The 19,591-nt window shown below is 69.5% G+C and carries 22 protein-coding genes; 12 read left to right on the top strand and 10 right to left on the bottom strand.

The window, feature by feature from the left end:
• The first annotated feature begins 10 nt into the window (after nucleotides 1-10).
• Genes MCHLDSM_RS15360 through MCHLDSM_RS15350 form a run of 3 tightly spaced genes read left to right on the top strand, consistent with a single transcriptional unit; the run spans nucleotide 11 to nucleotide 1,397 of the window.
• Nucleotides 11-499 carry an MTB12 family secreted protein gene (locus tag MCHLDSM_RS15360; protein WP_048470871.1) on the top strand — a complete coding sequence of 163 codons (489 nt, stop codon included), beginning with the start codon at nucleotides 11-13 and terminating at the stop codon, nucleotides 497-499.
• Between the two features lie 31 nt (nucleotides 500-530).
• A complete protein-coding gene (locus MCHLDSM_RS15355) occupies nucleotides 531-1,097 on the top strand; it encodes a lipoprotein LppK (RefSeq protein WP_234713988.1) in 567 nt (188 codons plus the stop codon).
• A gap of 3 nt (nucleotides 1,098-1,100) precedes the next feature.
• Nucleotides 1,101-1,397 (top strand): DUF503 domain-containing protein, encoded by a 297-nt coding sequence (locus MCHLDSM_RS15350; protein WP_048470870.1) that lies wholly within the window; start codon nucleotides 1,101-1,103, stop codon nucleotides 1,395-1,397.
• A 1-nt stretch (nucleotide 1,398) separates the two neighbouring features.
• Here MCHLDSM_RS15350 and MCHLDSM_RS15345 read toward each other — a convergent pair whose 3' ends face one another.
• Nucleotides 1,399-2,229 (bottom strand): tRNA (adenine-N1)-methyltransferase, encoded by an 831-nt coding sequence (locus MCHLDSM_RS15345; protein ID WP_048417665.1) that lies wholly within the window; start codon nucleotides 2,227-2,229, stop codon nucleotides 1,399-1,401.
• Between the two features lie 84 nt (nucleotides 2,230-2,313).
• Here MCHLDSM_RS15345 and MCHLDSM_RS15340 point away from each other — a divergent pair, with 84 nt between their 5' ends.
• From MCHLDSM_RS15340 to MCHLDSM_RS15315, 6 genes are all read left to right on the top strand, one after another.
• The gene (locus MCHLDSM_RS15340) at nucleotides 2,314-3,192 is read left to right on the top strand and encodes a RecB family exonuclease (protein ID WP_048470869.1); all 879 of its coding nucleotides are present in this window, start codon (nucleotides 2,314-2,316) and stop codon (nucleotides 3,190-3,192) included.
• On the top strand, nucleotides 3,189-3,986 hold the full coding sequence (locus MCHLDSM_RS15335; RefSeq protein ID WP_048470868.1) for a thioesterase family protein: 798 nt from the start codon (nucleotides 3,189-3,191) through the stop codon (nucleotides 3,984-3,986). Before MCHLDSM_RS15340 ends, MCHLDSM_RS15335 begins: the two co-directional genes overlap by 4 nt.
• Before the next feature lie 85 nt (nucleotides 3,987-4,071).
• Nucleotides 4,072-4,872 (top strand): DUF1906 domain-containing protein, encoded by an 801-nt coding sequence (locus MCHLDSM_RS15330; protein WP_048470867.1) that lies wholly within the window; start codon nucleotides 4,072-4,074, stop codon nucleotides 4,870-4,872.
• Between the two features lie 53 nt (nucleotides 4,873-4,925).
• Nucleotides 4,926-5,246, top strand: a complete 321-nt coding sequence (locus MCHLDSM_RS15325; protein ID WP_048470866.1) for an ArsR/SmtB family transcription factor — start codon at nucleotides 4,926-4,928, stop codon at nucleotides 5,244-5,246.
• Complete coding sequence (locus MCHLDSM_RS15320; RefSeq protein WP_048470865.1) at nucleotides 5,239-5,745, top strand: SRPBCC family protein; 507 nt, start codon at nucleotides 5,239-5,241, stop codon at nucleotides 5,743-5,745. Before MCHLDSM_RS15325 ends, MCHLDSM_RS15320 begins: the two co-directional genes overlap by 8 nt.
• On the top strand, nucleotides 5,745-6,338 hold the full coding sequence (locus tag MCHLDSM_RS15315) for a flavodoxin family protein (protein WP_231508328.1): 594 nt from the start codon (nucleotides 5,745-5,747) through the stop codon (nucleotides 6,336-6,338). The genes MCHLDSM_RS15320 and MCHLDSM_RS15315 overlap by 1 nt, the downstream gene beginning before the upstream one ends.
• Nucleotides 6,339-6,341: 3 nt before the next feature.
• Here MCHLDSM_RS15315 and MCHLDSM_RS15310 read toward each other — a convergent pair whose 3' ends face one another.
• The 8 genes from MCHLDSM_RS15310 to MCHLDSM_RS15275 form a co-directional block, all read right to left on the bottom strand.
• Nucleotides 6,342-7,280: a R2-like ligand-binding oxidase gene (locus MCHLDSM_RS15310; protein WP_048470863.1), complete on the bottom strand. Its 939-nt coding sequence runs from the start codon at nucleotides 7,278-7,280 to the stop codon at nucleotides 6,342-6,344.
• Entirely contained in the window at nucleotides 7,273-7,968 is a 696-nt protein-coding gene (locus MCHLDSM_RS15305; protein WP_048470862.1) for a TetR/AcrR family transcriptional regulator, read from the bottom strand. The genes MCHLDSM_RS15310 and MCHLDSM_RS15305 overlap by 8 nt, the downstream gene beginning before the upstream one ends.
• A gap of 70 nt (nucleotides 7,969-8,038) precedes the next feature.
• The gene (locus MCHLDSM_RS15300) at nucleotides 8,039-9,409 is read right to left on the bottom strand and encodes an FAD-containing oxidoreductase (protein WP_048470861.1); all 1,371 of its coding nucleotides are present in this window, start codon (nucleotides 9,407-9,409) and stop codon (nucleotides 8,039-8,041) included.
• A 3-nt stretch (nucleotides 9,410-9,412) separates the two neighbouring features.
• Nucleotides 9,413-9,895: a DUF4126 family protein gene (locus MCHLDSM_RS15295; RefSeq protein ID WP_048470860.1), complete on the bottom strand. Its 483-nt coding sequence runs from the start codon at nucleotides 9,893-9,895 to the stop codon at nucleotides 9,413-9,415.
• Nucleotides 9,896-9,964: 69 nt separating this feature from the next.
• Nucleotides 9,965-10,819 carry an ATP phosphoribosyltransferase gene (gene hisG, locus MCHLDSM_RS15290; RefSeq protein WP_048471131.1) on the bottom strand — a complete coding sequence of 285 codons (855 nt, stop codon included), beginning with the start codon at nucleotides 10,817-10,819 and terminating at the stop codon, nucleotides 9,965-9,967.
• 13 nt (nucleotides 10,820-10,832) lie between these two features.
• On the bottom strand, nucleotides 10,833-11,114 hold the full coding sequence (locus MCHLDSM_RS15285; protein ID WP_043410021.1) for a phosphoribosyl-ATP diphosphatase: 282 nt from the start codon (nucleotides 11,112-11,114) through the stop codon (nucleotides 10,833-10,835).
• A gap of 52 nt (nucleotides 11,115-11,166) precedes the next feature.
• Complete coding sequence (locus MCHLDSM_RS15280) at nucleotides 11,167-12,639, bottom strand: sugar porter family MFS transporter (RefSeq protein ID WP_048470859.1); 1,473 nt, start codon at nucleotides 12,637-12,639, stop codon at nucleotides 11,167-11,169.
• 89 nt (nucleotides 12,640-12,728) lie between these two features.
• The gene (locus MCHLDSM_RS15275; protein WP_048470858.1) at nucleotides 12,729-13,406 is read right to left on the bottom strand and encodes an HAD family hydrolase; all 678 of its coding nucleotides are present in this window, start codon (nucleotides 13,404-13,406) and stop codon (nucleotides 12,729-12,731) included.
• A 145-nt stretch (nucleotides 13,407-13,551) separates the two neighbouring features.
• Between MCHLDSM_RS15275 and MCHLDSM_RS15270 the strand changes: the two genes are divergently transcribed.
• Nucleotides 13,552-13,962: a cupin domain-containing protein gene (locus tag MCHLDSM_RS15270; protein WP_048470857.1), complete on the top strand. Its 411-nt coding sequence runs from the start codon at nucleotides 13,552-13,554 to the stop codon at nucleotides 13,960-13,962.
• An 8-nt stretch (nucleotides 13,963-13,970) separates the two neighbouring features.
• On the top strand, nucleotides 13,971-14,624 hold the full coding sequence (locus tag MCHLDSM_RS15265) for a nitroreductase (protein ID WP_082168902.1): 654 nt from the start codon (nucleotides 13,971-13,973) through the stop codon (nucleotides 14,622-14,624).
• A 9-nt stretch (nucleotides 14,625-14,633) separates the two neighbouring features.
• Here MCHLDSM_RS15265 and metH read toward each other — a convergent pair whose 3' ends face one another.
• Nucleotides 14,634-18,398, bottom strand: coding sequence for a methionine synthase (gene metH, locus MCHLDSM_RS15260; protein ID WP_109788840.1), 3,765 nt, complete (start codon nucleotides 18,396-18,398; stop codon nucleotides 14,634-14,636).
• 311 nt (nucleotides 18,399-18,709) lie between these two features.
• Between metH and MCHLDSM_RS15255 the strand changes: the two genes are divergently transcribed.
• Nucleotides 18,710-19,588, top strand: a complete 879-nt coding sequence (locus MCHLDSM_RS15255) for a PAC2 family protein (protein ID WP_048417698.1) — start codon at nucleotides 18,710-18,712, stop codon at nucleotides 19,586-19,588.
• Nucleotides 19,589-19,591: the final 3 nt, after the last annotated feature.

Here is a 19,591-nt window from a genome sequence, read left to right as displayed (position 1 = left end):
AAGGACAGTCGTGACCCTCAAATCCCTCTTTACCAGCCTCACCGCTGGGACCGCAGCAGCCGCCGTCGCGGGTGCCGCGGCCGTGGGTGTGACCTCGATTGCACTGGGTGCAGGCGTGGCGTCCGCGGAGCCGGTCGTCGTCAACGCGCCGCTGGCCCCGGCGCCTGAGCTCGCCGGCCCTCTGACGCAGACGGTCAACGTGCTCGGTTCCGGCGGTTCGTTCTCCGGCAAGCAGGCCTACGTGCAGGATCTGGGCCGGCTGGGATCCATCGGCGTGTCGACCAAGTACAACAGCGCGGTGCAGAAGGGATACTTCCCGCTGACCGCGACGGTCGCCGACGTCGACCAGAACGGCAACGTCGCGACGGCCAACGTCACGGCGACGCTGCCCAATGGCGTCACCCGCACGATGCCGCTGAGCTTCGTCCAGGGTCCGAGCCCCACCGGCTGGCAGCTCTCGCAGCAGTCGCTGTTCACGTTGGCGGGGATGCTGGGCTGATTCGCCCGATCCTTACCGAACGATGACGCCGGTGCGTCACCCCGTTCTCCTCCGCGGCGCCGCCACGATCGTGGCGGCGTTCGCGTTGGGCGGGTGCGGTCCGGCGACCCCTCCCACGTCCTCCCCGTCGGTCGAGACGTCGCCGCCGCCGTCGGTGGGAATCCCGGCCCCGGCCCCTCCGGCACCGGGCGGTCCGCCACTGCCGCAGCCGTCCGCGTTGACCGACGTGATGGCGCGGCTGGCCGATCCGGCCGTGCCGGGAACAGAAAAGGTCACGCTGATCGAGAACGGCACCGCCGGCGAGGCCGCGGGGCTGGACCGGTTCGCCAGTGCGCTGCGCGACAACGGAGCGCTCCCGCTGAGCTTCGAGGCCCGCGATCTGGCGTGGTCGCAGAACGGCTCCGGCAACGTCGTCGCGACCGTGATCGTCACGACGGCCAACCCGCAGAGCGGACGTTTCACGTTCCCGATGGAGTTCGCCCCGGCCGACGGATCGTGGCAGCTGACCCGCCAGACCGCCGACCAACTCCTCGCCCTCGACGCACCACCCCCGCCGGCACCACCCCCGCCGCCGGCCGCGCCCACACCGACGCCGTAGCCCATGTGGATCGGCTGGCTGGAGTTCGACCTGCTGCTCGGCGACGTGCGCTCGCTCAAGCAGAAGCGGTCCGCCGTGCGGCCCCTCGTCGCCGAGTTGGCGCGCCGCTTCTCGGTGTCGGCGGCCGAGACCGGGTCCCAGGATCTCCACCGGCGCGCCGGCGTCGGGGTCGGCGTGGTCACCGCGGACCGGGCGCATGCGGTGAGCGTGCTCGACGCCGCCGAACGACTGGTCGCGGCCCGACCCGAATTCGAACTGCTGTCGGTGCGGCGCGGGCTGCGGCGCAGCGACGACGAGTGAACTAGACCGTCGGGCGCTTCTTGCGCAGCGGGATCGGCGCCACCGCACCGGGAGCCAGTTTGCGCGCGCTGATCAGAAAGGCCGTGTGACCGCGCATGGAATGCTCCGGACGCACCGCGAGACCGACGACGTGCCAGCCGCGCTGCATGCTCTCCCACGCCCGCGGCTCGGTCCAGCACTGCTGTTCACGCAGTGCCTCGACGGTCTTCGACAACTGGGTGACGGTCGCGACGTAGATCATCAGGACGCCGCCCGGGACCAGCGCGTCGCCGACCGCCTTCAGCACGTCCCAGGGCGCGAGCATGTCGAGCACGGCGCGGTCCACCTCGGGCCCGGTGTAGTCGCCGACGTCGGCGAGCACCAGGTCCCAGTTGGCAGGCCGCTCGCCGAAGAAGGTCTCGACGTTGCGGACCGCGTGTTCGGCGTGGTCTTCGCGCACCTCGTAGGACGTCACCCGGCCCTCCGGCCCGACCGCACGCAGCAGCGAGCACGTCAGGGCGCCCGAGCCGGCGCCGGCTTCGAGCACCCGCGCCCCGGGGAAGATGTCGCCCTCGTGCACGATCTGCGCGGCGTCCTTGGGGTAGACCACCTGCGCGCCGCGCGGCATCGACATCACGTAGTCGACGAGCAGCGGGCGCAGCACCAGGAACTGGTCGCCGTTGGTCGACCGGACCACGCTGCCCTCCGGCAGCCCGACCACGTCGTCGAGGGAGATGATGCCGCGGTGGGTGTGGAATTCCCCGCCCGGCTTGAGCAGCATCGTGTAGCGCCTGCCCTTGGCATCGGTGAGTTGCACGCGGTCACCCACGTCGAACGGACCGGTTCTGCGCACAGCTGACCAGCCTGCCAGCAGACGCGGCACGGTTCGCGCCCGGGTTGCCCGGATCTGTCGGCCCACGGTCCTAGGGTGAAACGCATGAGCGAGCAGGACGACCGGCCGGTGCGGCGCCCCGCGCTGTCCCCGTCTCGCGCCAGCGACTTCAAGCAGTGCCCCCTGCTCTACCGCTTCCGGGCCATCGACCGGTTGCCGGAGCCGTCGTCGACCGCCCAGGTCCGCGGATCGGTGGTGCACGCCGCCCTCGAGCAGCTCTACCTGCTGCCGGCGCCCGAGCGGATCCCCGAGACGGCGCTGTCGCTGGCCGCCCCGGCATGGGAGCGCGTCGTCGCCGAGGAGCCGTCCCTGGCCGACGAGATCACCCCCGACCTGCGCGCGACGCTCCTCGACGAGGCCCGGGTGCTGCTGTCCGGGTACTACCGGCTGGAGGATCCGACAGGGTTCGATCCGCAGGCCTGCGAGCAGCGGGTCGAGGTGGAACTGACCGACGGCACGCTGCTGCGGGGCTTCGTCGATCGCATCGACGTGGCGCCCACCGGCGAGCTCCGCGTCGTCGACTACAAGACCGGGAAGGCGCCTCCGGAGGCCCGCGCGCTCGCCGAGTTCAAGGCGATGTTCCAGATGAAGTTCTACGCGGTCGCGCTGCTGCGCTCGCGCGGCGTCCTGCCGGCGCGGTTGCGCCTCATCTACCTCGCCGACAGCCAGGTGCTCGACTACACCCCCGACCTCGACGAGCTGCTGCGGTTCGAGAAGACGCTGATGGCGATCTGGTCGGCGATCCGGGCAGCCGGTGCCACCGGCGATTTCCGGCCGAATCCGTCTCGCCTGTGCGACTGGTGCGCCCACCGCGCGCACTGCCCCGTCTTCGGCGGCACTCCCCCGCCCTACCCGGGCTGGCCGCAGGCGCCCGACGAGGGCGACCCCGATGCGGTCCTGCGCGCGCCGGACGTCGCCGCGTGATCGACTGCCTGTTCCGCCGGCGAGGCGTCGACGGGGAGTTCTCGCTGTTCGACTCCACCGACGGCACCCGGAGCAACTGGGATCCGCAGATCCAGCACGGCTCGCCGCCGCTGGCGCTGCTGACCCGGGCGATCGAGGAGCTGGCGGCGGGCACGGGTCTGCGGGTCGGGCGGCTGAGCCTGGACATCCTGGGCGCGATCCCGGTCGCACCGGTGCGGGTGAACGCGCGCGTGGATCGGCCCGGGGCCCGGATCTCGATGATGGTCGCCGAGATGGCGGTCGACCGTCCCGACGGCGGCCGGCGGACCGTCGCCCGGGTCACCGCGTGGCTGCTGGCGACCAGCGACACCCACGACGCCGCCGTGGACCGCTATCCCCCGATGGTCGAGGGCACGGGTGCGGGCGCCGCCCACGCCTGGGAGGGCGCACCGGGTTACCTGGAGACCGTGAGCTGGCGCCGGCAGCAGACCGCACCCGGCGCGGCCGCTGAAGCGTGGATCAGTCCGCTTGTGCCGCTGGTGGATTCGGAGCCGACGACCGCCCTGCAGCGCCTGGCGATGGTAGTCGATTCCGCCAACGGCATCGGGGCGGCCCTGGATCCCCAGCAGTTCGTGTTCATGAACACCGACACCGTCGTGCATCTGCACCGCCTGCCCGACGGCGAGGACTTCGGGCTGCGCGCCCGCGGATCGATCGGCCCCGACGGCATCGGGGTGACCACGGCGGAGATCTTCGACCGGGCCGGGTTCATCGGCACCTGCGCGCAGACGCTGTTCGTGCAGCGGCGAGCATGAGCTGAGTTCACGGCCAGGTCACTGACAGGTATCGGGTCGGCGTGGGCTCCATCGTTAACAACTGTCACATGGTTAACATCACGCCGTGTCTGACCACCCGGCCGATCCCGGCCCCCGGCGCCTGTCGCGGCGGGACGCCCTGCGCTACGCCACCGCGGCGTCGGCGCTGGCCGGGCTGGGTGCGGCCGCACTGAGCTCGGGGGCGCCCCGCGCGGCGGCCGCGGCCCCGACGCTGATCGACTTCGCCGCACGCCAGATCCCGGCGCAGGACATCCGGGCGGCCGGTCACGCCGGCGTGGTCAACTACGTCTCGCTCTCGCGTCCCGGATCGTCGTTCGGCGCCAAGCCGATCACGCTGCCCTACGCCCGCGCGCTCACCGCCGCGGGACTGGTGATCGTCAGCAACTACCAGTACGGCAAGCCCGGCGGCACGGCGCCGTCGGACTTCACCCGCGGCTACCCCGGCGGCATCGCCGATGCGCGCACCGCGTGGCAGTTGCACACCGCGGCCGGAGGCGGCCGGAGCGCACCCGTCTTCTTCACCATCGACGAGGACATCGACCGCAACACCTGGAACACGATGGCGCTGCCGTGGTTTCGCGGCATCAACTCGGTCCTGGGCGTTCAGCGCACCGGCGTCTACGGCGGCATCGACGTCTGCCAGTGGGCGATCGCCGACGGGGTGATCGGGCAGTCGGGCATCCCCGGATACCGGTGGGCGTGGCAGACGCGCGCCTGGTCGGGCAACCGGATCCACCCCGCCGCCGTGCTCTATCAGCGGGTGGTGGACACCGCCTCGAATCCGGGCCCGCTCGTCGGCGGGATGCGGGTCGACGTCAACGACGTGATGGCCCGCGACTGCGGTCAGTGGAACTTCCATCAGTGACGGTGGCTTTATATTCGCTTGCATCTATATAGATCAAATGCAATACTGGCGGCATGGACGTGTTCGAAGCGGTCGCCGAGCCGAGTCGGCGGATACTGCTGGATTCCCTGGCCGACGGTGAACGCACGGCGGGCGAGCTCGTGGCAGCACTCCCCGGCCTGACGCAGCCCACCGTCTCGCGCCATCTGCGCGTGCTGCGTGAGGTCGGACTGGTCGAGGTCCGGCCCGACGCGCAGCGACGGATCTATGCGCTGCGCCCCGACGGCCTGGTGGCCATCGACGCATGGATCGAGCAGTACCGGCACTACTGGACCGGCCACCTCGACGCGTTGGAACGTCATCTGCACCGCACCCACGGGACCCCCGATGAGTGAGCGGGAAGGCCGCGTCACCGTCGACGGTGACCGCGCGGTCCTGCGGTTCGAACGGCGGCTCCCCTACCCCGTCGACGTCGTCTGGGCGGCCATCACCGATCCCGCGCAGCGACGGGAATGGTTCGGGCACACCACGATCGAGCCCGCCGAGGGCGGACTGATCGACATGGTCGCCGACGGGCCGCCGCTACCGCCGGAACGCAAGCGGATGACCGGCCGCATCCTGGTGTGGGATCCGCCGCACGTGTTCGAGCACGAATGGAAGCAGCCGATCGTCGAAGACGGCACCGTCCGTTACGAACTCGTCCCCGACGGGCCGGACGGACAGGCGACGCTGCTGCGGTTCAGCCATCGAGGTCTGGGCGTGCGCAACGCCGGCGGCTTCCGCGGGGGCACCCACGCCTTCCTCGATCGTCTCGAAGCTCACCTCGCCGGCGAGGCACTGCCCGACTGGACGGCCCGCCGCCTCGAGGTGCTGAACTCCGAAGGGAGACCATGATGCGGGCTCCGCTCGTCGCCGTCGCCTACCAGTCCGGCTTCGGACACACCGCGACACTGGCCGATTCCGTTGTCGCAGGCGCTGTTTCGGCCGGCGCCACCGTGACCCCGGTCGTGGTGACCGACATGACCGACGCCGACTGGCACACGCTCGACACCGCCGATGCGATCGTCTTCGGCAGCGCCACCTACATGGGCAACGTGTCGTCGGGCTTCCAGGCCTTCGCCGAGAAGACCGGCAGGCGATGCATCACCGGGGCGTGGCGCGACAAGGTCGGGGCGGGATTCACCAACTCCGGCGCCAAGAGCGGCGACAAGATGCACACCCTGATCTCGCTGGCCGTCTTCGCCGCACAGCACCACATGCACTGGGTGAACCTGGGTCTCGGCCCGGGCTGGAACAGTTCGGCGGGCAGCGAGCACGATGCGAACCGGCTGGGCTTCTGGCTGGGTGCGGGTGCGGCCACCGACGTCGACGCCGACGCCGGGGCCGTCCATCCCGCCGACGTGGCGACGTGTCGTCACCTCGGCGCGCGGGTCGCCGAGGTGACCGCCCAGCTCATCGCCGGCCGGGCGGTCACGACAGCGGCGTGAACCTCACGCGGAGGCGGCCAGCGCCTTGCGGTCCTCGTCGGCGAAGGTGTCCTCGAGTTGCAGTGGCGTGTAATCGATGTCGATCTCGGCCAGCGGACGACCGCGGGCACTGCTGATCGTGCCGAACCGGCGCATCCCCTTGTCCGCGGCGTACTGCTGGAACTCGTCCTTCTGCAGGCCGAACGGCACCTCGTCGTAGAGGTCGTAGGCGTCGTCGGTGTTCTGCAGCGCCAGCGGGATGAGCTCGTTCATCCGGTTCTCGAACACCGCCCAGTTGCCGTCGTCGGCCGCGACGTGCCGCCGGCACGTGAACGTGCCCCACGCCATGTGCCGCCGTTCGTCGTCACCGATCCGGCGCACCAGTTCCTGCATACCGGGCAGGATGTTGTTGTCCACGCAGATCCGGTGCCACGCATAGTATCCCGTCAACGCCATCATGCCTTCGATGACGTGGTTGTAGGTCGCCGACGCCCGCACCTGCGCCGCCGGCGACGGATCGGAGGCCAGCGCGTCCAGGGATGCCGGCAGCTCCTCGTAGAAGATCGTCCGGTACGTCGGGAGGTCGTCGAGGAAGACCTGCAGGTCATCGGTGACCCCGACCGCGTCCAGCCACAGCCGGAACACCTGGGTGTGCTTCGCCTCCTCGAAGGCGAACTGGGTCAGATACATCTCGTCGCCGAGGCGGCCCTCGGCCCGCATCGCCGCCATGAACGGCTGGATGTCCTGGGTGACCGCTTCCTCCCCGGCGATGAACTGGGCGCACAGCCGGGTGGCCCATTCGCGTTCGAGGTCCGTCAGCGCCTCCCAGTCGGCGCGGTCTCGGGAGAAGTCGATGTCGGCGGGATTCCAGAATTTCGCATTGCCGCCGGCAAAGAGCTTGAGCGGCAGGCTGTCCCAGTTGAGACCGCCTGCGGCCAGCGAATCCGAACGTGTCCTAGTCATCTACGTGTTCTCCTCTGAAGTGGACGGTTGACAGGGTCTGGGGAGCACCGGTACCGAACGCGGCGGCCAGCACAGCGACGTAGCGCCGCACGACCAGCGCGGGCTGTTCGGCCGACATCTCGTCGAGACCGAGCACCGGGTCCATGCCGCGCACGTACGGGGCCAGCGCCAGGTGCGGCAGCAGCATCAACAGCAGGGACAGCAGCGCGTCGACGTCGGCATCGGCGCGCAGGTCGCCCCGCGCCCGCGCGTCGTGGACCAACGGCCGAAGAACCTCGAGATAGTGCCGGTGCACCACGGCCCGCACACTGACCCGTGCGTCGGTGTCGACCTCGAAGCTCGACGCGGCGTGCAGCGCCCGCTCCCGGGGATGCTCGGCGAAGTACGCGACCCACACGTCGAGCAGGTCGGTGAGGAACTCGAAGAAGGGCCGGCTCGGATCGAGCACGCGGATCTGGGCCTCCATGTGGGACCGCACCCGCTGGCTGCCGACGTCGGTGATGTGGGCATAGAGGTCGCGCTTGTCGGCGAAGTACTGGAACAGGCTGCCCTTGGCCACGCCCGCGCGCCGCGCGATCACGTTCAAGCTGCCGCGCGAGAAGCCGTGTTCGGCGAACTCCGCCTCTGCGGCGGCCACCACGGCGGCCCGGCGTTCACCGCCGAGACGGGACCAGGTGACCGTGGGCATCGCGCCTCCCAGGCTTGATATGACCAGTGGTCATATTACTGTGACTCATGCCACAGTCAAGGGGCGCCGATCAGTCCAGCGGTTCGAGCTCCTGCAGCATCGTGGGCACCAACTCGCTGACCGTGGGGTGGATGTGCATGGTCCGCGAGATCGCTGTGTAGGGCAGCTTGGCGGTCATCACGTCGAGGATGTCCTGGATCACCTCGTCGCCGCCCACGCCGAGGATCGCCGCGCCGAGGATCTGCTCGTTCTCGGCGTCGACGACGACCTTCATGAAGCCCTGGGTCTCCCCCTTCTCCACCGCGCGTCCCACCCGGGTCATCGGACGCTTGCCCACCAACGCTTTTCGCCCGGACCGGCGCACCTCGTCGACACTCATGCCGGCGCGACCCAGCGGCGGGTCGATGTAGAGCGCGTAGGTGGTGACCCGGTCGCTGACCCGGCGGGGATCGTCGTCGAGCAGGTTGGCCGCCACGATCTCGAAGTCGTTGTAGGACGTGTGGGTGAAGGCGCCGCGGCCGTTGCAGTCCCCCATCGCCCAGATGTGCCCGACATTGGTGCGCAGCTGGTCGTCGACGACGATGTAGCCGCGCTTGTCGGTCTCCACCCCTGCGGCCTCGAGTCCGAGATCGTCGGTGTTGGGCTGCCGGCCCACCGCGACGAGCAGGTGCGAGCCGCTGATCGGCTCGGCCCCGTCGCGCGGTGTGACGGTGAATCCGTTGTCCTGCTTGGCGAACGACATCGCGTCGGCGCCGACGACGACGTGGATGCCCTCGGCTTCGAGGATCTCCTTGATCGCCGCCGAGACGTCCTCGTCCTCGCGGGAGGTCAGCCGCGGGCCCTTCTCGATGACCGTGACCTCGGCCCCGAACCGGCGGTACATCTGGGCGAACTCGAGTGCGATGTAGCTGCCGCCGATGATCACCAGGTGCTCGGGCACCACGTCGAGGTCGAGGATGCCCACGTTGGTCAGGTAGTCGATGTCGGCCAGCCCGGGCAGATCGGGCGCCACCGCGCGGCCGCCGACGTTGAGGAAGATGCGGTCGGCCTCGAGGACCTGGTCGTCGACCCGCAGGGTGTGCGGCCCCTCGAATCGGGCGTGGCCGCGGATCAGCGTGCAGCCGGGCATGCCCTCGACCCAGGACTCGACGCCTTCGCGGTCGCCGGTGCTGATGCGGTCCTTGCGGGCTTTGACGGCGGCCATGTCGACGGTCACGGTCCCGGTGCCGATCCCGAAATCGGCGCCCCGGCGCGCGATGTGCGCGGCATGCGCGCTGGCGACGAGCGTCTTGGTGGGGATGCAGCCGGAGTTGACGCACGTGCCGCCGACGAGTTTGCGTTCGATCACCGCCACGGTCTGGCCCGCCTCGGTGAGCCGGCCGGCCAGCGGCGGGCCGGCCTGCCCGGCGCCGACGATGATCGCGTCGAATCGCTGAGCCATCGGCTACACCACGCTGACGAGGAAGGCGACCAGGAAGCCGCCGACGACCGCGAGCGCGTCCTCGATGAACGCTCCCGGACGGTCGTTGCCGCCCCGGGCCGCGGCGATCCTGGTGCGCAGTTCGGCGCCGGCCAGAGTGCCGAGCACGGCGCCGATCATGCCTGCACCGGTCCCGATGAAGGTGTGGAAGGAGGCGCTGCCGATCACTGCGCCCGCGAAACCACCCGTGACGAGCCGGGCGAGGAACTGCGGCGGCACCTTGCGGCTCGGGGTCTTGGGCAGTTGATCGGTGACCAGCTCACCGACGAGAAGGATGGTCAGCACCGTCACCGTGATGGGGTGCGCCACCCACTCCGACCACTTGCCGTCGACGTCGATCCAGCCGAGGAACGCGCCCCACGCCACGGCGGCCGGGGCGGTCATGGCGCGCAGGCCGGCGATCACCCCGATCAGGAGTGCGAACACAAGAACAAGGACCTGCGTCATCGGACCTCCCCGTGGTTGGACACGGCGACGCTAACACGGCCATCCCGCGCGTGAGCGGTGTCGAAGTTCCTAGAAGCGGCAGAACCTGATGTCCGAGGCCAGGATCGCCTTGGCCCCGATCGCGGCGAGTTCGTCCATGATCGCGTTGACGTCGCGGCGCGGCACCAGCGCGCGCACGGCGACCCAGTCGGGATCGGCCAGCGGCGCGATCGTCGGTGACTCGAGGCCGGGCGTCACCTCGGTGGCGCGCTCGAGAACCGAACGGGGGCAGTCGTAATCGAGCATCAGGTACTGCTGGCCGAAGACCACGCCCTGGACCCGGGCCACCAGCTGATCGCGTGCGGCGTCCTTCTCGGCGTCGCCACTGTCGTCGGCGCGCTCGATGAGCACCGCCTCGGAGTCGCACAGCGAGTCGCCGAACGCGGTGAGGTCGTGCAGGCCCAGCGTGCGCCCCGAGCCGACCACATCGGCGATCGCGTCGGCAACGCCGAGTTGCACCGAGATCTCCACCGCACCGTCGAGGCGGATCACCGTGGCCTCGATGTTCCGGGCCGCCAGGTCTTTTCGCACCAGGTTCGGGAACGAGGTGGCGATGCGCCTGCCGGCGAGGTCTTCCACCTGCCAGGACCGCCCGGCCGGGGCGGCGTAGCGGAACGTCGATGATCCGAAGCCCAGCGCGAGGCGCTCCCGCACCGGCGCGTCGGACTCCAGTGCCAGATCACGGCCGGTGATGCCCAGGTCGAGCTGGCCCGACCCCACGTAGATCGCAATGTCCTTGGGCCGCAGGAAGAAGAACTCGACCTGGTTGACCGGGTCGACGACCGTCAGGTCCTTGGCGTCGGTGCGGCGCCGGTAGCCGGCCTCCGACAGGATCGCGGCGGCCGGTTCGCTGAGGGTGCCCTTGTTGGGGACGGCGACACGCAGGTTCTGGGACACGTCACAACGTCCGATACACGTCGTCGAGGGTGAGGCCGCGTGCGAGCAGCAGCACCTGGGTCCAGTAGAGCAGCTGGCTGACCTCTTCGGCCAGCGCCTCGTCGCTCTCGTGCTCGGCGGCCAGCCACACCTCGCCGGCCTCCTCGAGGATCTTCTTGCCGATGCCGTGCACGCCCGCGTCCAGCGCCGCGACGGTGCCGCTGCCAGCGGGCCGGGTGCGGGCCCGTTCACTCAACTCGGCGAACAGGGCGTCGAAGGTCTTCACGTTGGCCGATTGTGTCACGTCGCGGTGGCGAGGCCCGCCGCGGACCCGGAGACGATCCGGGCCGCGCGCCCTAGCCGACCGGTTTCGGCTCGCTCTTCATGATCGAGCCGTGCATGTCCTCCAGCGACACGCCCTTGGTCTCCATCACCCAGCGCCAGACGAACAGTCCCGACAGCACCGCGCACAGCCCGTAGAAGCCGTAGGCCAGGCCGAGGTGCTCGCGAAGGCCGGGGAACGTGACGGTGATCAGCCAGTTGGCCGCCCACTGGCCGGCAGCGGCCAGGCCCAGCGCCGCGGCGCGGATCCGGTTGGGGAACATCTCGCCGAGCAGCACCCACACCACCGGGCCCCAGGACATGCCGAACGCGACGACGAACAGGTTCGCGGCGATCAGTGCGATCGTCCCGGACGCGCCGGGCAGGCTCGGTGTCCCGTCGGGGTTGAGCGTCGCGTTGCCGAAGATCACCGCCATCGTGATCAGCGTGATGGCCATCCCCGTCGAGCCGATCAGCAGCAGCGGCTTGCGTCCGATCTTGTCGATGAGAGCGATCGCGATCAGTGTGGTCAGCACGTTGATGACCGAGGTGATCACGGTGAAGATGGCGGAGTCGTCGGCGCTGAAGCCGACCGCCTGCCACAGCACGTTGCTGTAGTAGAAGATCACGTTGATGCCGACGAACTGCTGGAAGACCGACAGCCCCAGGCCCACCCACACGATGCCGTAGAGCCCGCCGGTCGGCTTCTTCATGTCCCGCCAGGACGGCTTGTCCTCGCGTTCCAGCGTCTCCTGGATGCGGGTGATGGTGATCTCCAGGTTCTTCTGACCCAGCAACATCGTCAGGACGCGGCGGGCCTCCGGGATCTTGTGGCTGGCAACGAGATAGCGCGGCGATTCGGGGATCGTGAAGGCCAGGGCCCCGTAGAGGACCGCGGGCAGCGCCATCGCCAGGAACATCCACCGCCAGGCGTCCAGACCGAACCACAGCGGCTCGTTGGGGCCGCCGGCCAGGTACTGCAGGAGATAGTTGATCGCGAAGGACAGGAAGATGCCCGACACGATGGCCAGCTGCTGCAGCGACCCGAGCCGGCCGCGGATGCCGGGCGGCGAGGTCTCGGCGATGTAGGCCGGCGCAATCACCGACGCGACACCGACACCGATGCCGCCGACGATCCGGAACAGCACCACGGTCCACACCTCGTGGGCGAAGCCGGTGCCGAAGGCGCTGATGAGGAACAGCACCGCGGCGATCTTCATCACCGCGATGCGACCGATCTTGTCGGCGATGCGGCCCGCGGTCATCGCACCCGCGGCGGCGCCCAGCAGCGCCGACGCGACCGCGAAGCCCAGTTCGGCGTTACCGATGCCGAAGTCCTCCTGGATGGAGTCGACCGCGCCGTTGATCACCGCGCTGTCGTAACCGAACAGCAGGCCGCCGAGCGCGGCCACCGACGCGATCCGGATCGCCGTCTTCCCCGACGCGAACTTCTCGTCCCCGGAGAAGATCTCCGGACCATCTGCAGCTGGACCACCTTGACCGGCCATCACACACCCTTCCCGCGCCGTTGCGTGATACGCATCACATTCAATCACTCGCATGGAGCGGTCGGGAGCATTCCCAGAAGTGCGCGTCTTTACGCGCTGCGCAGTTCCCGATCGATCTCGCGGTAGATGCGGCGCAATGCGTCGGCGTCCAGGCCCGCCAGCGAATCGGCGTGCCGGCGCCGGATACCCCCGGGGACAGGCACGTCGTTGGGTACCACCAGCACCGCGCAGCCGGCTTTCTCCGCCGCCGCGGTACCGGTGACGGAGTCCTCGACGGCCAGGCACTCCGACGCGGAGAGCCCGAGCAGATCGGCGGCGCGCAGATACGGATCGGGTGCGGGTTTGCCGCTGGGCACCTCGTCGGCACACACGGTCACCGAAAAGTAGTGCCGCCCAATGCTGTTGAGTGCCCGCTCGGTGAGCGCGCGCTGGGTGTTGGTCACCAGCGCCATCGGGGTGCCGTCGGCCGCAAGAGCTTCCAGCATCTCCCGGGCTCCGTCACACCACGGCAGTCCGCCGTCGAACAACCCGGCCGTGTGCTCGTGCAGCCAGCGGATCGACTCGGCCATCGCCTGCGGGTCGAGGTCGAGGCCCAACTCCGTGTAGACCGTGGCCATCGTCTCGTCGGCCGACGCGCCGACCAGTGCCGTCCTGGTCTCGCGGCTCATCGAGCCGCCCAGCGACTCGTAGAGCGCGGACAGTGATATGTCCCACAGCTTTTCGGAGTCGACGAGCGTGCCGTCCATGTCCCACAACACCGCTCGCACCCGCCGATTGTGTCACGAAACGGCCCCGCGGCGCGAACCGCGCACCCCGGGGCCGCGGCCGGACTACGGATTGTCAAGGGTCCCCCGGGACCGCCGCGGTGCCAGGGTCGAAGGAGAAGATCCGCCGACGACCGGAAGGCCAGCCATGTCCGACCAGATGCAACGACTCATGAAGGCGATGACCCTGCTGCAGTCCGTCACGCCGCCCCACATTCCCGCCGGCGCCGAGGCGATGACCGCGGTCATCGAGTGGGGTCCCGGTGACGCTGGCGCGCCCCCGCACCGGCACCCCGGCGGACCGTGCTTCGGCTACGTCCTCGAGGGCGAGATGCTCTTCGAACTCGAAGGCGAGCCACCCCGCGTCATCACCGCCGGCGAGGCGTTCTGGGAGCCCGGCGGCGACGTCATTCACTACTCCGACGGCAACAACCGCGACGACGTACCACTGCGATTCCTGGTCACCATGCTCTGCCGACCGGGCGTCGACATGTTCGTCCTGGTCGACGACGCCGAACTGGAGGCACGCAGGGATCGCCGCGTGCCCGCGGCCCGGTAGGAGGCAGCGTGTCCGATCTCGACACCGTCGTCCGGCGGCGACACTCCACGCGAATGTTCCTGCCCGACAAGCCGGTACCGCCGGAACTGCTCGACGAGGCGTTGACGCTGGCGATGCGGGCGCCCTCGAACTCCAACGTGCAACCGTGGCGGCTGTTCCTGGCCACCGGCGCCCGGCGCGAACGCCTCGCCGGCGCGCTCGCCGCCGCGGTGCGCGCCGACCCGCCGCCCGCGATGGGCATCCCGGAGTCGCACAGCCACCTGCGCCGTCAGCTGGGGGCACTGGTGTACGGCGCGATGGGCGTCGCCCGCGAGGACACCGCGGGCCGGTGGAACGCGCAGCTGCGCAACTGGGACTTCTTCCACGCACCGGTCGCCGGCATCGTGTGCATGCACCAGGACCTCGGGTTCGCCGACGCGATCGGGGTCGGCATGTTCCTGCAGACACTGCTGCTCGCGCTCACCGACCGCGGGCTGGACACCTGCATGCAGGTCTCCACCGCGCTCTATCCCGAGGTGGCCCGCGAACAGCTCGGCATCCCCGCCGAACTGACCGTGCTGTGCGGCATCTGCATCGGCTACGCCGACCCCACCTTCCCGGCGAACTTCATCGACATCCCGCGCAACGCGGTCACCGACAACGTCGTCGTCTACGACGACTGACGTTCGCGCTCAGTCCTCCGGGTTGTAGCCGAGGTTCGGGGCCAGCCACCGCTCGGCCTCCTGCAGCGTCCAGCCCTTGCGCTTCGCGTAGTCGGCGACCTGGTCCTGCGCCAGCCGCCCGACCACGAAGTACTGCGACTGCGGATGCGAGAAGTACCAGCCGCTGACCGCGGCGCCGGGCCACATCGCCATCGACTCGGTCAGCTCGATGCCGGTGCGGGTCTTGACGTCCATCAGCTCCCACAGCGTGGCCTTCTCGGTGTGCTCCGGGCAGGCCGGGTAACCGGGCGCGGGACGGATGCCGCGGTACCTCTCCCCGATGAGGGCCTCGTTGTCGAGGTGTTCGTCGGGCTGATATCCCCAGAATTCCGTGCGGACCCGCTGATGCATGCGCTCGGCGAACGCCTCGGCCAGCCGGTCGGCGAGCGACTCCAGCAGGATCGCGTTGTAGTCGTCGTGGGCCGCCTTGAACTCGGTGATCTTGTCCGCGCCGCCCAGGCCGGCGGTGACCGCGAAGGCGCCGACGTAATCCGCCAGACCCGTGTCCTTGGGGGCGACGAAGTCGCCGAGGCTCCGGTTCGGGATGCCGTCGCGGTGCTGGCCCTGCTGGCGCAGGTTGTGCAGCCTGGTCAGCACCTCGGTGCGGGTGTCGTCGGTGTAGACCTCGATGTCGTCACCGACCGCGTTCGCCGGGAAGAAGCCGATCACGCCGTTGGCGGTCAGCCACTTCTCCTTGATCAGGGTGTCGAGCATCTCCTGGGCGTCGTCGTACAGCTTGCGGGCGGTCTCGCCCGACGCCGGGTTGTTGAGGATGTCGGGGAATCGGCCCTTCATCTCCCAGGCGTTGAAGAACGGCTGCCAGTCGATGTACTCGCGCAGCTCGGCCACGTCGTAGTCGAGGAATTCGCGCACCCCGAGACCCTGCGCGGGCACCGGCGGCGTGTAGCCGTCCCAGTCGATGGGCGTGCGGTTCGCGCGCGCCTTCTCCAGCGTCAGCATCGGCCGCTCGTTCTTCTGCGCGTGCCGTTCGCGCAGCGACGCGTAGTCCTTCTCGGTGGCCTCGAGCAGCGCGGGGCGCTGCCGGTCGTCGAGCAGCGCGGCCGCGACGGGCACCGAGCGCGATGCGTCCTTGACCCACACCACCGGGCCCGAACGGCGCGGCGCCACCTTGACGGCGGTGTGCGCCCGCGACGTGGTCGCGCCGCCGATCAGCAGCGGGATCTCCAGCCCCTCGCGTTCCATCTCGACGGCGAAGTTGACCATCTCGTCAAGCGACGGGGTGATCAGCCCGGACAGGCCGATGATGTCGGCGTCGTGCTCCTTGGCCGCGTCCAGGATCTTGCGGGCGGGCACCATCACGCCGAGGTCGATCACCTCGAAGTTGTTGCACTGCAACACGACTCCGACGATGTTCTTGCCGATGTCGTGGACGTCGCCCTTGACGGTCGCCATGATGATGGTGCCGTTGGTGTCCTTCGCGGCGGTGGTGCCGTTCTCCGCCTTCTCCGCCTCGATGTAGGGCAGCAGGTACGCCACGGCCTTCTTCATCACGCGGGCGGACTTCACCACCTGGGGCAGGAACATCTTTCCCGATCCGAAGAGGTCGCCGACGACGTTCATCCCGTCCATCAGCGGTCCCTCGATCACCTCAATCGGCCGGCCGCCGGCGGCGGCGATCTCGGCGCGCAGTTCCTCGGTGTCGTCGTCGACGTGGGCGTCGATGCCCTTGACCAGAGCGTGGGTGATCCGCTCTCGGACCGGCAGAGACCGCCACTCCGCCGCCGCGGGGTCCTCGCCCTTCTCCTTGCTGTTGAACCGCTCGGCGATCTCCAGCAGGCGTTCGGCGGCGTCCTCGCGGCGGTTCAGCACCACGTCCTCGATGCGCTCGCGAAGCTCGGGGTCGATCGAGTCGTACGGCACCAGCGCGCCGGCGTTGACGATGCCCATGTCCAGGCCGGCCTTGATGGCGTGGAACAGGAACACGGCGTGGATCGCCTCGCGGACCGGATTGTTGCCCCGGAACGAGAACGACACGTTCGAGATGCCGCCCGAGATGTGCACCGCGGGCAGGTTCTCCTTGATCCACGCGCACGCGTCGATGAAGTCGATGCCGTACGTGGCGTGTTCCTCGATGCCCGTCGCCAGCGCGAAGCAATTCGGGTCGAAGATGATGTCCTCGGCCGGGAAGCCGACCTCCTCGGTGAGGATCCGGTAGGCGCGGCCGCAGATCTCCTTGCGGCGCTCCAGGTTGTCGGCCTGCCCCTGCTCGTCGAACGCCATCACGACGACGGCGGCGCCGTACTTGCGGCACAGCCGGGCCTCGCGGACGAACTTCTCCTCGCCCTCTTTCATGGAGACCGAGTTGACGATCGGCTTGCCCTGCACGTTCTTCAGGCCGGCCTCGATGACCTCCCACTTGGAGGAGTCGATCATCACCGGGACGCGGCTGATGTCGGGTTCGGCCGCGATCAGCTTGGTGAAGCGGTCCATCGCGGCGACGCCGTCGATCATCCCCTCGTCCATGTTGATGTCGATGACCTGCGCCCCGACCTCGACCTGCTGCAGCGCCACCGACAGCGCGGTGTCGTAGTCCTCGGCCTTGATGAGGTTGCGGAACCGGGCCGACCCGGTGATGTTGGTGCGCTCACCGATGTTGACGAACAGCGAGTCACCGGTGATGTTGAGCGGCTCCAGGCCCGACAGCCGGGTGGCCAGCGGGATCTCCGGCACGTCACGCGGCGCCTTGCCCTCGACGACCTTGGCGATCTCGGCGATGTGCGCCGGCGTCGTGCCGCAGCATCCCCCGACCATGTTGACCAGGCCCGCCTCGGCGAAGTCGGCGACGTAACCGGCCTGACGCTTCGGGGATTCGTCGTACTCGCCGAAGGCGTTGGGCAGGCCGGCGTTCGGGTAGCAGGACACGAAGGTGTCCGCGATCCGGGACATCTCGGCCAGGTAGGGCCGCATCTCCGGCGCACCCAGGGCGCAGTTGAGGCCGACCGCCAGCGGCTTGGCGTGCCGGATCGAATTCCAGAACGCCTCGGTGACCTGCCCCGACAGCGTCCGCCCGGACGCGTCGGTGATGGTGCCCGAGACGATCACCGGCCAGCGGCGTCCGCGGTCCTCGAACAGCGTCTCGATCGCGAAGATCGCGGCCTTGGCGTTCAGCGTGTCGAAGATGGTCTCCACGATCAGCAGGTCCGCCCCACCGTCGACGAGGCCGCGGGCGGCATCGAGGTAGGCGGCGACCAACTGGTCGTAGGAGACGTTGCGCGCGCCGGGATCGTTGACGTCCGGCGAGATCGACGCGGTGCGCGTCGTGGGCCCCAGCGCACCGGCGACGTAGCGGGGCTTGTCCTCGGTGCTGAACTCGTCGCAGGCCGCCCGGGCCAGGGCCGCGCCGGCGTAGTTCAGCTCGTAGGCGAACTCCTCCATGCCGTAGTCGGACAACGAGACCGCGTTCGCGTTGAACGTGTTGGTCTCGAGGATGTCGGCGCCCGCCTCGAGATACTCGCGGTGGATGTCGGCGATGATGTGCGGCTGCGTCAGCGTGAGCAGATCGTTGTTGCCGACGAGGTCGCTCGGCCAGTCCTTGAAGCGCTCGCCGCGGTAGCCGGCCTCGTCGGGCCGGTCCCGCTGGATCGCGGTGCCCATCGCGCCGTCGATCACCATGATCCGCTGACGCAGCGCGGCGGTCAGCGCGTCGGTGCAGTCGGGACGGATGTTCGGCGCGAAGGCGTCCGATTCCGGAGTGTCCACAAGCGTTCCTTCCATGGCGGAAGGCGTCCTTGACTCTGCCGAGCGTGGCGGACACCGGCTCATCACCGGAACCCGTTGCAACGCCTCTCGACGGAGAAAAGTCTAACGTCGTCTCCCGATCGACGTCTGGACGCCCACCTCGTCGCTGCGATCGACCCGCAACCCGCTCGGCGTGCACGCCATCGTGCGCGCCGGCCACGCGACGGTGCCGGTCGAGTCGTCGTCTCCCAGGTTAACCAGAAGGCCGCGGAGGCTATTTCGCCGACCGTACGCCGGGGGCGGGTCGATGCCCGTCATCTGACCCACGCAGGGCTTACGCTGGATTGGTGACCCCCTCGGATTTCGGCGGTCCGAAGCGACCTGACCTCCCTGACCTGCGCGACACGATCGTCGTCGCCGCGTTCGAGGGGTGGAACGACGCCGGAGACGCGGCCAGCGATGCCCTGGAGCATCTCGATGCCATCTGGGAGGCGGAGACGATCGTCGAGATCGACGACGAGGCCTACTACGACTACCAGGTCAATCGTCCGGTGATCCGCCAGGTGGACGGGGTGACCCGGGAGCTGGTGTGGCCGTCGATGCGGATCTCGCACTGCCGCCCGCCGGGCGCCGACCGCGACATCGTGCTGATGCACGGCGTGGAACCCAACATGCGGTGGCGCACCTTCTGCGCCGAACTGCTGGCCATCGCCGACAAGTTGAACGTGCAGACCGTGGTGATCCTGGGCGCGCTGTTGGCCGACACGCCGCACACGCGCCCCGTGCCGGTGTCGGGCGCGGCCTACTCCCCCGACTCGGCCAAGACGTTCGGCCTGGAAGAGACCCGCTACGAGGGGCCCACGGGCATCGCGGGCGTGTTCCAGGACGCGTGCGTGCAGGCGGGCATCCCCGCGGTCACCTTCTGGGCCGCGGTGCCGCACTACGTGTCGCAGCCGCCGAACCCGAAGGCCACCGTCGCGCTGCTGCGCCGCGTCGAGGACGTCCTCGACATCGAGGTGCCGCTGGCCGACCTGCCCGCCCAGGCCGAGGAGTGGGAGCAGGCGGTCACCGAGATGACCTCGGAGGACGACGAGATCGCCGAGTACGTGCAGTCGCTCGAAGAGCGCGGCGACGCGGAGGTCGACATGAACGAGGCGCTGGGCAAGATCGACGGCGACGCGCTGGCGGCGGAGTTCGAGCGCTACCTGCGCAGGCGGGGGCGGTAGCGC

Origin of the sequence: Mycolicibacterium chlorophenolicum (assembly GCF_001044235.1) — a bacterium.
Taxonomy (GTDB): domain Bacteria; phylum Actinomycetota; class Actinomycetes; order Mycobacteriales; family Mycobacteriaceae; genus Mycobacterium; species Mycobacterium chlorophenolicum.
The sequence above is the reverse complement of the archived record's forward strand: the minus strand, read 5'-3'. Positions and strand labels throughout refer to the sequence as shown.

Bases quoted from the DNA above. Each gene is read 5' to 3' on its own strand.
- metH (WP_109788840.1), bottom strand. From the start codon at position 18,398: ATGGAAGGAACGCTTGTGGACACTCCGGAATCGGACGCCTTCGCGCCG.
- MCHLDSM_RS15350 (WP_048470870.1), top strand. From the start codon at position 1,101: ATGTGGATCGGCTGGCTGGAGTTCGACCTGCTGCTCGGCGACGTGCGC.
- MCHLDSM_RS15340 (WP_048470869.1), top strand. From the start codon at position 2,314: ATGAGCGAGCAGGACGACCGGCCGGTGCGGCGCCCCGCGCTGTCCCCG.
- MCHLDSM_RS15320 (WP_048470865.1), top strand. From the start codon at position 5,239: ATGAGTGAGCGGGAAGGCCGCGTCACCGTCGACGGTGACCGCGCGGTC.
- MCHLDSM_RS15310 (WP_048470863.1), bottom strand. From the start codon at position 7,280: ATGACTAGGACACGTTCGGATTCGCTGGCCGCAGGCGGTCTCAACTGG.
- MCHLDSM_RS15315 (WP_231508328.1), top strand. From the start codon at position 5,745: ATGCGGGCTCCGCTCGTCGCCGTCGCCTACCAGTCCGGCTTCGGACAC.
- MCHLDSM_RS15325 (WP_048470866.1), top strand. From the start codon at position 4,926: ATGGACGTGTTCGAAGCGGTCGCCGAGCCGAGTCGGCGGATACTGCTG.
- MCHLDSM_RS15270 (WP_048470857.1), top strand. From the start codon at position 13,552: ATGTCCGACCAGATGCAACGACTCATGAAGGCGATGACCCTGCTGCAG.
- MCHLDSM_RS15300 (WP_048470861.1), bottom strand. From the start codon at position 9,409: ATGGCTCAGCGATTCGACGCGATCATCGTCGGCGCCGGGCAGGCCGGC.
- MCHLDSM_RS15305 (WP_048470862.1), bottom strand. From the start codon at position 7,968: ATGCCCACGGTCACCTGGTCCCGTCTCGGCGGTGAACGCCGGGCCGCC.
- MCHLDSM_RS15280 (WP_048470859.1), bottom strand. From the start codon at position 12,639: ATGGCCGGTCAAGGTGGTCCAGCTGCAGATGGTCCGGAGATCTTCTCC.
- MCHLDSM_RS15295 (WP_048470860.1), bottom strand. From the start codon at position 9,895: ATGACGCAGGTCCTTGTTCTTGTGTTCGCACTCCTGATCGGGGTGATC.